This is a genomic window from Prevotella sp. 20925_1_30 (genome assembly GCF_041433025.1).
GTDB classification, from domain to species: domain Bacteria; phylum Bacteroidota; class Bacteroidia; order Bacteroidales; family Bacteroidaceae; genus Prevotella; species Prevotella vespertina.
This window is the reverse complement of sequence record NZ_JAPWAR010000020.1, coordinates 21,088-34,035: the sequence shown is the minus strand read 5'-3', so window position 1 is coordinate 34,035 and position 12,948 is coordinate 21,088. Positions and strand designations below refer to the sequence as shown.

General features: G+C 40.3%; 13 protein-coding genes. 10 read left to right on the top strand and 3 right to left on the bottom strand.

Features of this window, described 5'->3' with window-relative positions; translation table 11 throughout:
- Window positions 1-22: 22 nt before the first annotated feature.
- From O3603_RS09080 to O3603_RS09060, 5 genes are all read left to right on the top strand, one after another.
- Window positions 23-730 (top strand): response regulator transcription factor, encoded by a 708-nt coding sequence (locus O3603_RS09080; protein WP_155716276.1) that lies wholly within the window; start codon window positions 23-25, stop codon window positions 728-730.
- 430 nt (window positions 731-1,160) lie between these two features.
- Window positions 1,161-1,505 (top strand): 30S ribosomal protein S6, encoded by a 345-nt coding sequence (rpsF, locus tag O3603_RS09075; RefSeq protein ID WP_004383260.1) that lies wholly within the window; start codon window positions 1,161-1,163, stop codon window positions 1,503-1,505.
- A gap of 3 nt (window positions 1,506-1,508) precedes the next feature.
- Window positions 1,509-1,778 (top strand): 30S ribosomal protein S18, encoded by a 270-nt coding sequence (gene rpsR / locus O3603_RS09070; RefSeq protein ID WP_004353605.1) that lies wholly within the window; start codon window positions 1,509-1,511, stop codon window positions 1,776-1,778.
- Window positions 1,779-1,793: 15 nt separating this feature from the next.
- Window positions 1,794-2,321, top strand: a complete 528-nt coding sequence (gene rplI / locus O3603_RS09065) for a 50S ribosomal protein L9 (RefSeq protein WP_004383259.1) — start codon at window positions 1,794-1,796, stop codon at window positions 2,319-2,321.
- 88 nt (window positions 2,322-2,409) lie between these two features.
- Complete coding sequence (locus O3603_RS09060; RefSeq protein ID WP_371522339.1) at window positions 2,410-3,483, top strand: AAA family ATPase; 1,074 nt, start codon at window positions 2,410-2,412, stop codon at window positions 3,481-3,483.
- An 85-nt stretch (window positions 3,484-3,568) separates the two neighbouring features.
- On the opposite strand, the gene O3603_RS09055 is transcribed toward O3603_RS09060, so the two are convergent.
- Window positions 3,569-5,116, bottom strand: coding sequence for a Gfo/Idh/MocA family protein (locus O3603_RS09055; RefSeq protein ID WP_371522337.1), 1,548 nt, complete (start codon window positions 5,114-5,116; stop codon window positions 3,569-3,571).
- Between the two features lie 438 nt (window positions 5,117-5,554).
- Between O3603_RS09055 and fabD the strand changes: the two genes are divergently transcribed.
- Together fabD and O3603_RS09045 are read left to right on the top strand one after the other, a co-directional pair.
- Entirely contained in the window at window positions 5,555-6,442 is an 888-nt protein-coding gene (fabD, locus tag O3603_RS09050) for an ACP S-malonyltransferase (protein WP_004383256.1), read from the top strand.
- A gap of 81 nt (window positions 6,443-6,523) precedes the next feature.
- Window positions 6,524-8,686 (top strand): alpha-amylase family glycosyl hydrolase, encoded by a 2,163-nt coding sequence (locus tag O3603_RS09045; RefSeq protein ID WP_371522335.1) that lies wholly within the window; start codon window positions 6,524-6,526, stop codon window positions 8,684-8,686.
- 335 nt (window positions 8,687-9,021) lie between these two features.
- Here O3603_RS09045 and O3603_RS09040 read toward each other — a convergent pair whose 3' ends face one another.
- Both O3603_RS09040 and O3603_RS09035 read right to left on the bottom strand, forming a co-directional pair.
- A complete protein-coding gene (locus O3603_RS09040) occupies window positions 9,022-10,593 on the bottom strand; it encodes an Rne/Rng family ribonuclease (RefSeq protein WP_009435081.1) in 1,572 nt (523 codons plus the stop codon).
- A gap of 356 nt (window positions 10,594-10,949) precedes the next feature.
- Window positions 10,950-11,231: an HU family DNA-binding protein gene (locus O3603_RS09035; protein ID WP_009435111.1), complete on the bottom strand. Its 282-nt coding sequence runs from the start codon at window positions 11,229-11,231 to the stop codon at window positions 10,950-10,952.
- Window positions 11,232-11,406: 175 nt separating this feature from the next.
- Between O3603_RS09035 and coaW the strand changes: the two genes are divergently transcribed.
- From coaW to O3603_RS09020, 3 genes are all read left to right on the top strand, one after another.
- Window positions 11,407-12,231 carry a type II pantothenate kinase gene (gene coaW / locus O3603_RS09030; protein WP_004383252.1) on the top strand — a complete coding sequence of 275 codons (825 nt, stop codon included), beginning with the start codon at window positions 11,407-11,409 and terminating at the stop codon, window positions 12,229-12,231.
- Between the two features lie 117 nt (window positions 12,232-12,348).
- A complete protein-coding gene (locus tag O3603_RS09025; protein ID WP_371522332.1) occupies window positions 12,349-12,537 on the top strand; it encodes a hypothetical protein in 189 nt (62 codons plus the stop codon).
- A gap of 203 nt (window positions 12,538-12,740) precedes the next feature.
- Window positions 12,741-12,947: a hypothetical protein gene (locus O3603_RS09020; protein WP_314517017.1), complete on the top strand. Its 207-nt coding sequence runs from the start codon at window positions 12,741-12,743 to the stop codon at window positions 12,945-12,947.
- Window position 12,948 lies beyond the last annotated feature (1 nt).

Sequence of the window (12,948 nt, the reverse complement as noted above, 5' to 3'; positions counted from 1 at the left end):
TAAACATTAAAAGTTATAGATTATGGATGATAAGTTAAAGATTTTATTGTGTGAAGATGACGAGAACCTCGGAACACTATTGAGTGAATACTTACAGGCAAAAGGCTTTCAAGCTGACCTTTGCCCAGATGGTGAAGTAGGCTATAAGGCTTTCTTGAAGAATAAGTATGATATTTGTGTACTTGATGTGATGATGCCAAAGAAAGATGGATTCACATTAGCACAAGAGATTCGCCAGGCAAATGCGGAAATTCCAATTATCTTCCTTACAGCAAAACAACTGAAAGAAGATATACTTGAGGGCTTCAAGATTGGTGCAGATGACTATATCACCAAACCTTTCTCTATGGAAGAACTTGTTTTCCGTATTGAAGCAATCCTTCGTCGAGTAAGAGGGAAGAAGACGAAAGAATCTACTATGTATAATATTGGTCGGTTTACTTTCGATACACAGAAGCAATTATTGACATTAGATAATGACCCTGAGAAGACGACGAAGCTTACAACGAAGGAAAATGAATTGCTAGCTTTGTTGTGTGCTCATTCTAATGAGATTCTCCAGCGTGATTATGCCTTAAAGACCATTTGGATTGATGATAATTACTTCAATGCTCGTTCAATGGATGTGTATATCACAAAGCTCCGTAAGCATTTGAAGCCTGATACTCAGATTGAGATTATTAATATCCATGGTAAAGGCTACAAGCTTATTGTACCTGATGAGGATTAAAAACTAAAGGTTAATGGCACATTAACTATTTAAATAGGAGTAAGTAAAAGCCCAATAGGATTCTTCATAATATGAAGTCCTATTGGGCTTTACTCTTTGTTATCTAACTAGTTGTTTAAATTCAAGGTAAATCAAGTTTATTACCTTTTATAAATGCAATAGTTCCACCAATGATCAATATTAAACCTGAGAATAAGAGGGTGTTACGTTGGAAGGAAATAATAACATGTATTGCAAATAAGATGATGCCAACAACTATAGCAATAAGACCTAAATATTTGATATATCTTCTCATACTGAACGTGTAATTGTACTATACGATGAGCAAAAGTACTAAAATTATTTGGTCAATTGCATGAAATGTTGTAATTTTGCGTCGCATTTGCGTATGCAAGGTGCATTTTTAATTCATTTTATATAATTAAGTAGTATGAATCAATACGAAACCGTTTTCATTTTGACTCCCGTTTTATCTGACGAACAGATGAAGGAAGCGGTCGCTAAATTCAAGACACTGCTCACTGATAATGGTGCTGAGATCTTGAACGAAGAGATTTGGGGTCTTAAGAAGTTGGCTTACAACATTCAGAAGAAGTCATCAGGCTTCTACGCATTGTTAGAGTTCAATGCAGAACCATCAGTTATTAACACTCTCGAAACTGGCTTCCGTCGTGACGAGAAGGTTATTCGTTACATTACCGTTAAGCAAGACAAGTATTCAGCAGCTTATGCTGAGAAGCGTCGTGCTAAATGGGCAGCTAAAAAGGAGGCTTAAATCATGGCAGAGCAGAAATCAGAGATTCGTTATTTGACCGCTCCTTCTATCGACACAAAGAAGAAGAAGTATTGCCGTTTCAAGAAGAGCGGTATTAAGTACATCGATTACAAAGATGGTGAGTTCTTGAAGAAGTTCCTTAACGAGCAGGGTAAGATCCTTCCTCGTCGTATCACAGGTACTTCATTGAAGTATCAGCGTCGTGTGGCACAGGCTGTTAAGCGTGCTCGTCAGATTGCATTACTTCCATACGTAACCGATTTGATGAAGTAAAAAGGAGGTCAATAGATGGAGATTATATTAAAAGAAGATATTATCGGTCTTGGATACAAGAACGATATCGTTAATGTAAAGAACGGCTACGGTCGTAACTATCTCATTCCAACAGGTAAAGGTGTTATCGCATCTCCTTCAGCTAAGAAGCAGTTGGCAGAGAACTTAAAGCAGCAGGCTTCTAAGCTTGCAGCTCTTAAGGCTGAGGCAGAGAAGAAGGCATCACAGTTGGATGGTGTAGAACTTGTTATTGAAACAAAGGTATCAGCTACTGGTGTAACTTACGGTTCTGTTAACGCAGCAACTGTAGTTGAAGAGCTTGCAAAGCGTGGTATTGAGATTGATCGTAAGATTGTTACAATGCACGATATGAAGAAGGTTGGTACTTCTGAAGCTACTGTACACTTCCACAAGGAGGTTGAAGTTAAGATTCCTGTAACTGTTGTTGCAGAGAACCAGCCAGCACCTGCTGTTGAGGAGGCTCCAGTAGAGCAGCCTGCAGAGGCACCTGTTGCAGAGGAGGAAGCTCCAGCAGCTGAGTAATTCAACAAATGACATTTTGCACTGTAAAGCAGTAATGTTAGATAATAGTCCCTTTCACTTCCGGGTGGAAGGGATTTATTAGTTTATTATGAAACGAATAGTACTTACCGGCGGACCTTGTGCCGGAAAAACGACAGCACTTGTCAAGATTATCGAGCATTTCTCCAGTCTCGGTTACAAGGTGTTTATTATTCCTGAAGTGCCAACGCTCTTTAGCCAAGCAGGTATGGATTACCTTACGGATAACCACGCTTTCTTTTATGAAGGAGAGAAGGCGACACTAGAAATGCAGCTTGCTTTGGAGGATAAGTTTACGCGAATAGCCGAAACAATTACTACTCCAACCATCATCGTTTGTGATCGTGGAACGATGGATATTTCTGCTTATATGAAACCAGAAATGTGGAAGGAGATTACGGCTGGCGTTGGAACTTGTTCGGAGAAGTTGCGTGCTAGATATGATGCGGTACTTCACCTTGTCAGTGCTGCTGATGGTGCAGAACAATTCTACACTACGGCTACCAATGCGGAGCGTACAGAGGGATTGGAGCTTGCACGTGAACTTGACAAGAAAGTCATTCAAGCCTGGTCAGAGCATCCTCATCTACGTGTAATTAATAACCACGAGAACTTTGATACAAAGATCAATCGTGTTATTCAAGAGATATCGAATGTACTTGAGATTCCGCAGCAGATAGTAGAAGAACGTAAATATATCGTGCGTCTTACAGGTGATATTCCTGATGCTATAGAAAGTGAGATTATTCAAACTTATCTCACCTCCGACCCACGTAGTGAGGTGCGTCTTCGTCGTCGTACATTGAACGGCGTTTCTGTTAATGTTCGTACAACGAAAAAGACCTTAGCAAACAATGCACAGGTAGTTACCGAGCGACAGATTGATAATAACCTCTATGAATCATTAATGCGTCAAGCCGACCCTTATCGTCAGTCAATCCATAAGATTCGTAAAACGTTTATATGGCGTGGTCAATTCTTTGAGCTTGATACCTATTTATCTCCAATGCGCAATCTTCAGATACTTGAAACGAAGGGCATTGTTGACCATGAGGATGTCAACTTCCCTCCCTTTATCGAGGTTGTAGAAGATATTACGGGTAAGACTGAATATTACAATTACAATTTAGCCTTGAGAAAGTAAGAGGTTAAGTTGAGTATAACTTAAAAAGGTGCCGTAACTGAGTTATCAGTTGTGGCACCTTTTCTGTATATCAAAGGTCTAAACCTTATTTCTTCTTTGCAGCTTTATCAACCTTCTCCCAATACTTCTTACCCTTTTCTTTTAGTTGGTTCGTAAAGGCAACGGCATCAGCATTAGCTTGTGCCTCGTCAGCAGGAGATGCGTAAGCATGACGGAAGCCCTTAATCTTATTCCATTCACCACGTGTAAAGTCAGGTACTTCCACAGGAATATTACCATTATCCATAGAGATAGAACCTAACTCGGCTAGACAGCACCATTCTGCTAAGTCGTACACATCAATATCCAATGGCAAGCCGTTCTGTAAGCAATAAACTAGACGTGAATCCATGATGAAGTCCATACCACCATGACCACCAACTTCCTTCGCTTGTTTCTCATACTTTGTGATGATAGGGCTTTCGTTCGCCTTCTCCAAAGCTTCTCTATCCTTACCCGATAAGTAGCTGTGACCCGATAAGTCATCTGCTGAAGGGGTTACACCTGCTTTTGCAAGTTCTTGAGATGATAAAGCATAGCCTTCAACAGGATATTTATTAGCGAAGCCCTTTGTACCAGTCAACTGATACATACGATTGTAAGGCTGTGGAGTCATTACGTTATGAATAATCTCAATCACCTTTCCATTCTCTGTGCTGATCAGCGTTGTGGTTTGATCGCCATTGCGGAACTCCTTACAAGGCTCACCGCTCATTTGTTCAACGTGCATCTTACCATTTACAGACTTTGTATCCATTGCGATAAGCGTCTTCATACGATCGCCACGGTGAATGTCCAACACTTGTGCAATAGGACCTAAGCCGTGAGTAGCATATATATCACCACGGAACTTCTGGTTGTAATCCAATCTCCATCCTAACTTATCCTCTTTATCCTTCTTCCAATAAGCATTCCAGAACGGGGTAAGGTCGTGGCGATAAGCTCCTTGTACATAAAGAATCTCACCAAAGATACCCTTTTGGGCCATGTTTAAGGAGTTCAACTCAAAGAAGTCATAGCAGCAGTTCTCGAGCATCATACAATGTAGTCGATTCTTCTCAGATAATTCGATGAGTTGCCATATTTCTGACATATTCATCGCTGCAGGAACTTCTATTGCAACGTGCTTACCATGTGTCATTGCTTCTTTTGCAACCAGGAAGTGATGTTTCCAATCAGGTGCAATATAAACAAGGTCTATATCTTTGCGTTTACACAATTCTTTGTAACCATCTTCGCCCGAATAAATATCCGCAGCAGGCATGCTAGCCTTACGTAAATATTGCTGACACCTTTCTGCACGATCCTTTTCAAAGTCACACAATGCCATCACTTGTATTCCAGGGATATGCGTCCATCGTTCAACGGCACCTGGACCGCGCATACCAAGTCCAACGAAGGCTACCCGTACAACCTTCATCTTTGGTGTTGCAAGGTTCAAAACACTTTGCTCACCAGCAGGACGGGTAGGAACCTCTGTGATAGCCTTTCCGTTAACAATCTTGTAAGGCCAATTGAATTGTGCTAAAGCATTCGTTGGTAATAAGAAACTGCCTGCAATGAGTATTGCAGCAAAGGTCTTTTTAATTCTCATAGTTTGGGTTTTTATTTATTGATTATTGGTTTTTAATTATAATTGTAGGGCAAAGATAGTGAATATTAGTGTAAAACGGGAATACTTTAAAGATTAATTTGTCAGATGTTTTTGGTTGTTGTTCAAATGGAAAGTTCAACGCTCAACTTCGTTCCAATTCTTATCGTATGATACTTTAAGTTAATCGCCATTTGTACTTTAAGTTAAAGGTCGCTTGTACTTTAAGTTAAACGTCAATCCTACTTTAAGTTAGTGTTCGATACCCTCTAAATTACTACATCTTTCAATAGTTATACATATTGTTTTATGTGGGTATCATCTTCTGTGCATAGCTATTTAAGATATAAGTTTTGCTTTTAGAGCGTAATTCTTCATTATCTATTTAATTTTCTGTATCTTTGCACTCAGAAAGTATTAACAATTAAAGCATAAAATAAGATGAAAGCATTTGTATTCCCTGGACAGGGATCTCAGTTTGTTGGGATGGGTAAGGACCTTTACGAGAACAGCCCATTAGCGAAAGAATTATTCGATAAAGCAGATGAGATTCTTGGTTTCAAGATCACCGATATTATGTTTGCAGGCACTGATGACCAACTAAAGGAAACGAAGGTAACTCAACCAGCAGTATTCCTTCATAGTGTAATCTCAGCCCTTTGCTTAGGTGACGAGTTTAAGCCAGATATGGTAGCGGGTCATTCATTGGGTGAGTTCTCTGCTCTTGTTGCTGCGGGTGCATTAAGTTTCGAGGATGGTTTGAAGTTGGTTGCTGCTCGTGCTAACGCAATGCAGAAGGCATGTGAGCAGAACCCTGGTACTATGGCTGCAATTATAGGCTTGCCAGACGAGAAGGTTGAAGAGATTTGTGCTCAAGTGTCAAAGGAAGGTAAGGTTTGTGTAGCAGCCAACTTTAACTGCCCTGGTCAGTTAGTTATTTCAGGTTCTGTTGATGCTATCAACGAGGCATGCGAGTTGTTAAAGGAAGCAGGTGCTAAGCGCGCATTACCATTGAAGGTTGGTGGTGCTTTCCACTCTCCATTGATGCAGCCAGCTAAAGACGAATTACAGGCAGCTATAGAGGCAACTAAATTCAATGCTCCAAAGTGCCCTGTTTATCAGAATGTAGATGCATTGCCACATACCGATCCAGCTGAGATTCAGAAGAATTTGATAGCTCAGCTCACCTCAAGTGTACGTTGGACGAAGAGTGCCCAGAACATGATTGCTGATGGTGCTGATGAGTTCATCGAATGTGGACCAGGTAAAGCATTGCAGGGTATGCTTGGACGTATTGACAGAAATGTTAATGCTCACGGCATAGCTTAATACTATAGCTAATAGTCCCTCTTCTTAACCCCTCCTTGTTTTAGGAGTGATACGGAAGAGGGACTTTTGTTTATTCATTGTATGAAAACTAAATTAGTTATTTATCAAGTCTTCACTCGTACTTTCGGTAATAAGAACCTTACGAGAAAGGAGAATGGTACATTAGCAGAGAATGGGGTAGGGAAGATGAATGACTTCGACGAGTCGGTACTTCGTCGCATTCATGACTTCGGTGTCACTCATCTTTGGTATACTGGTGTTATCCGTCATGCAACGTGTACTGATTATTCTTCCTTCGGTATTCCTTGTCAGAACCCACGAGTTGTAAAAGGACGCGCTGGTTCCCCATACGCCATTACTGATTATTATGATATTGACCCTGATATTGCGGTTAATGTTGATGAGCGCATGGCAGAGTTCGAGGCTCTTATTAGTAGAACACATTGTGAAGGACTGAAAATGCTCATCGACTTCGTGCCTAATCATGTTGCACGTCAATATAAGAGTATAGCAAAGCCGCAAGGAGTGAGTGATCTAGGAGAAGGCGATGACTTAGGGAAGCATTTTGATCCACAAAACAACTTCTATTACTGTCCGGGTGAAGCACTTGACCTGTCTGGGGTAGCCGAGAATGAATATGCACACGGAGCGGAGCCTTACCATGAATATCCAGCCAAGTGCACGGGTAACGATCGCTTCGATTCGCATCCACAGCAGAATGATTGGTATGAGACGGTGAAACTCAATTATGGAGTAGACTATTGTGATGCTGGTGGGCGTAGTTATCATTATCATCCCATTCCTTCTACTTGGAAGAAGATGACTGAAATACTCCTCTTTTGGGCGGCTAAAGGCATTGATGGTTTCCGTTGTGATATGGCGGAGATGGTACCACACGAATTCTGGTCATACGCCACACAACAGGTTAAGGAGCGTTATCCAGACGTGATATTCATCGGAGAGGTATATGATCCTAACCAGTATCGTATGTATGTTGAGTCTGGCTTTGATTACTTATATGATAAGGTGGGTATGTATGATTGCATACGTGGTGTTATCTGTGATGAGCGTCCGGCTTCTTCTATCACGCACGAGTGGCAGCAAGTTGACGATATACGCGACCACATGCTTTACTTCCTAGAGAATCATGATGAGCAGCGCATTGCCTCCGACTTCTTTGCTGGTAACCCGTGGAAAGGAGTGCCGGGCATGATTGTTTCCGCATTGCTTCAGCAAAATCCAGTTATGGTTTATGCAGGGCAAGAGTTTGGCGAGCGGGGTATGGATAAAGAGGGCTTCTCAGGACGTGATGGTCGTTCGACTATCTTCGACTATTGGACGAGTGAAGCTATTTATAAAGGTTTCTTCAATCACGAGGAACTTACAACAGATGAGAAGAGGTTATCATTGGTCTATCAAGGTCTGCTTCGTTTCTGCAATCGCGAGAAGGCAGTGCGTGAAGGATTGACATTCGACCTCATGTATGTTAATAATCAAAGCTATCAGTTCAACCCTCGCAAACAATTTGTCTTCTTGCGCAAGGCTGACGATGAAGTGTTACTCGTTGTAGCGAACTTCGATCAGAAACGTGTGCAAATCAATGTTACCATTCCTGCGCATGCTTACGACTTCCTTGGATTACCAGAGCGGGAAGTAGAGATGACCGATTTGCTTTCAGGTTTTACAAAGACAGTAGAACTGAAACGAGATGGACAGGTCGCCTTAGATGTCGAGGCAAATTATGGTAGGATATATAAGTTTAACGTAAAGGAGAAGCCCATGGACTATGTATTGAATACGCATAATAAGGAGGAATTCCCACCGGCTCATACAGCAGAACATTTATTGAATCAAGTCATGGTTCGTATGTTTGGGGCGGAGCGTAGTAATAATGCACATATTGAACGAAAGAAGAGTAAGATGACATTCATCCTTGATCATAAACCTAATCGTAAGGAAGAGAAGGCTATTGTTGATGAGATGAATCGCCTTATTGCAGAGGATTTGCCTGTAACGTTCGAAATGGTTGATAGGAATCATATTCCTGAAGGAGTTAGCTTGGATAAGCTACCAGATGATGCTTCCGAGATGTTACGACTCGTGCGAATAGGCGACTTTGATGTGTGCCCTTGCATTGGTAAGCATGTCCGATCAACGAGTCAGATAGGTCGCTTTGAATTGTTAGGTACTAATTGGGACGAATCAAAACATGCCTTCCGTATCCGGTTTAAGGTTGTTGTATAGAAAACTCTCACTACCATTATAAGGATGTGACAAGTTAATCAACCCTCGAAAGTTAAATAAAATAACTTTCGAGGGTTTTCTATGAAAGGAAGAAAGAGATGTCAGAGGTACATCAGACTTAGATAATGAATTATTACACTTAGATAATAGAATTACGCACGTACAACAAGAATGCAGAGCATGTAGAAAAACAAAAGAGAACTAAGGAAGAACAATTACGAGATGTGTGTTGTGAGTTCGTTCTCTTATAAAAACAAATAAGAGATAAGCTCTTTGATTGTGCTTACCTCTTACTTGTTTTACCTTTCTTTCTTATCTAATGACTTATGAGCGACTTATGATTTATCGCTCTGTTCCTTCATATCAATAAACTGCTTGTTTGCATCATAAAACTCATATTGCAAATAAGCTAGCTTCTGTGAAGGAATAATATTTACGCCTAATCCGTATCTCATTTGCCACTTACGTTTTAGCGAGATGAAACCCTTGTTAATGTAAGCAGCTACGTATGGGTGGACGTGTAAGTAGAATTTCTTTACTCCTACCTTATTGACAAGGCGATCAATCTTTCGCTCTAGCTGGTCAGTAAAGAGGATACTTGAGTGAATCTTACCTGTTCCAAAACAAGTGGGGCAGTCCTCATCTACGTCAACATCCATTACAGGACGAACACGTTGTCGAGTGATTTGCATTAAGCCGAACTTACTTAATGGAAGTATGTTGTGACGGGCTCTATCCTTCTGCATGTTCTTACACATACGTTCGTAAAGCATCTGTCTGTCTTCAGCAAGATTCATGTCTATAAAGTCAACGACGATGATTCCTCCCATATCACGTAATCGAAGTTGACGTGCTAATTCGTCGGCAGCTCCAAGGTTTGTGTCAAGTGCGTTCTGCTCTTGTGCTTTCTCCTTGGTTCTGTTTCCACTATTTACATCAACAACGTGCATAGCCTCTGTGTGTTCGATGATGAGGTAACAACCATGCCCGTAGTTGATTGTCTTGCCAAAGCTAGACTTGATTTGCTTTGTAACATCGAAATTGTCAAAGATAGGCACCTTTCCATTGTACTTCTTCACTATGCTTGCCTTTTCAGGGGCTATTAGAGAAACATAGTGGCGTACAGCTGTGCAAATGTCATCATCATTGACATAGATGTTCTCGTAGGTTGGGTTGAAGAGATCACGTAACATAGCAACAGCACGTCCAGTCTCCTCAAATACTAATTGAGGACGCTCTTGTGTCTTTTGTACCTTCGTGATAGCTTCATTCCAACGATTCAGAAGGACTTTCATCTCTGCATCAAGTTCTGCAACACGCTTGCCTTCAGCTACTGTTCTAACAATTACGCCAAAGTTCTTTGGAGTGATACTTTGGATGAGTTGCTTTAGGCGTGCTCGTTCTTCGCCGCTCTTAATCTTAGATGAAACACTGACTTTATGCCCAAAAGGTATAAGCACCAGGTAGCGACCAGCGAATGATATTTCGCCTGTAAGACGCGGTCCTTTGGTGGAAATGGGTTCTTTGACAATTTGTACCAATACTTCTTGACCTACTTGCAAGGCATTCTGTATCGTGCCGTCTTTTTGTATGTCAGGGAGATGATTGGCTTTCTGAATGGGATAAAGTTTTTTACGATCGCTCTGAACCTGTTTCAGATATTTGGCGTAGGAGTTGAATTGACTCCCTAAGTCTAGATAATGAAGAAAGGCGTCACGCTCATAACCTACATCTACAAAGCAGGCGTTTAGCCCTGGCATCAGCTTCTTTACTTTTGCCACGTAGATGTTTCCAACCGAAAAGCTAGCTTCTCTTGGTTCACGTTGATATTCAACCAAACGCTTATCCTCGAGTAGTGCTATCGAAATCTCTTTCTGTTGGACATCAATAATTACTTCGCTTGTCATCTATCTTCTCTTGTTATAAACATCATGATAGTATAGGATCGTATAAGTTAGCTATAAATGTTTTATACGTTATGATTTGTGGTAATAAACAATACACCTAATCGTACTACATGATATTTATAGGTAATAAAAAAGGCGGAACCTGCCGTCGCATTCCATGGTTGGAATTAATTGCGATGACACGCCCCGTCATGTTTGAAAGTCGTAATAAGTGCTTTCAGCCTATGGGGCTTACTTACTCTTATGTCTGTTCTTTCTTAATCTCTTTTTACGCTTGTGCGTAGCCATCTTATGTCCCTTTTTCTTTTTTCCGTTTGGCATAGCTTTAATGTTTTAAATTGTTATAATATTTATGTTTACTTATTCTTCATATCCTCAATGAAAGTCTTTGCAGGCTTGAAGCTTGGGAAATCATGTGCAGGGATTGTGATTGTCGTATTCTTAGAGATGTTACGAGCTGTCTTTTCTGCACGATGCTTAATAATAAAGCTACCGAAACCACGTAAATATACGTTCTCTTTCTTCCCTAATAAGCTATCTTTGATTGCATCCATGAATGATTCAACTACAGCTGAAACGTCTTTCTTGGCAATACCAGTTGATGTTGCAATCTCATTGATAATGTCTGCTTTCGTCATTTCCTTTTTATTCTTTTTATGTTTAATTCTTTATTCTCTCATTATTTCGGATTGCAAAGATACTCATTTTCAGCTTAATAGAGAAATGTTTTGAGTGTTTTTTTGCAAAAACTCTCTCTGATAGTTCCCTACTCTTAAGTTTTTTGTATCTTTGTAACCTAATTATATAAGGTGTATGAAGATTGCCATTGGAATTGATGTGGGGATTTCAACAACGAAGATTGTTGGAATTAGAGAAGGGAAGGTCGTTAAACCTTTACGTATAAAGGCTACTGACCCTGTGACTTCCTTGTATGGTGCATTTGGTAAATACTTGTATGATAATAAGATTGATTTATCAGATGTAGAGCAAGTGATGTTGACTGGAGTTGGTGCTCATTATGTTAATAAGCCTGTTTATGGACTTCCGACAGCAAAGGCTGATGAGTTTTTAGCTGATGGTTTGGGAGCTCAGTTCGAGTCGAAACTTCAACGGATGATAGTTGTCTCTATGGGTACAGGAACCTCTTTAGTGCTTTGTGATGGCAATGAAATCCGTCACATTGGTGGTATTGGTATTGGAGGCGGTACTTTAAGTGGGCTTTCTCGGTTGTTATTACAGACAGATGATGTCAAAGAAGTTGTGTCTTTGGCAATGAAAGGAGACATCTCACGCATTAATCTTCAGATAAAAGATATATCAACGAGTCCACTACCAGGTTTGCCCATGGATGCAACAGCGTCTTTGTTTGCAAATGCACAAGTAAATGCTAGTAGGGAGGATATTGCTCTTGGTTTGATAGGTTTAGTGTTGCAATCAATAGGTTCTGCAACAATCTTAAGCTCCTTAAATAGTGATATTCGTGATTTTGTTCTGATAGGTAATCTCACGTTGTTACCACAATGCGAATTGCTCTTTCCAGTCATGGAGAAGATTTATGATGTTCGATTTATTATTCCCAAATATTCGGAGTATTGTACGGCTATTGGTGCAGCATTGCAAGGGTTAAAGCGTGGATAAGTCTTGATAAAACATCCTTTTCTTTATTATTTTCATATTTAATTCCCTCATTCTTGCATTATTCCAATATTTCTTCTTACCTTTGCGCCCGTTGAGTGAGAATTAACCCAATTAATAATGATGTTACAAACAACGAATTTCAATCAAGCTAACGTTTGCGCCTTATATAATAAAGGTGTAAGCCGTGTTGTTGCGTTGGATTCTTTAACATCTAAAAACGAGAAAAAGATAGCGAATTATTTGGTAGTTCCAAATATTTGTATACTCTCTCTCTCTCTCTCTCTCTCTCTAGTAGAGCAGGCGTAAATTACACATTTTTTCTTCTCTCGTACGCGCGCGAAGCGTACCGCAAACCCTGTAAACAAAGGACTTCTAGGAGTTTCCTTTGTTCTTTTTTTGTGTCCGTACCTAAACCGAAATATAGAAAAATTAAGCACGAAATAACAACTATTTTTAATCAATAAAAACAATGGATACATTAACTCTGTGTCCTTTAAATTAAAAACAAAATGATAGCAACTGAAAGAAAGATTTATCAAAAGCCTCAATGCAACATTATTTGCACGGAGACAGAAGCCCTGTTAGGCAATGCCAGTGGTAATGCTGGAAAGATTCAGTCAGGAACGGTAACGGGCGATGCAAAGCGTAACTTCTTTAACGAAGAAGAAGACGAAGACCAGGAAGGCTTTTCTTGGGACAATACAGAAAAGGACTAAA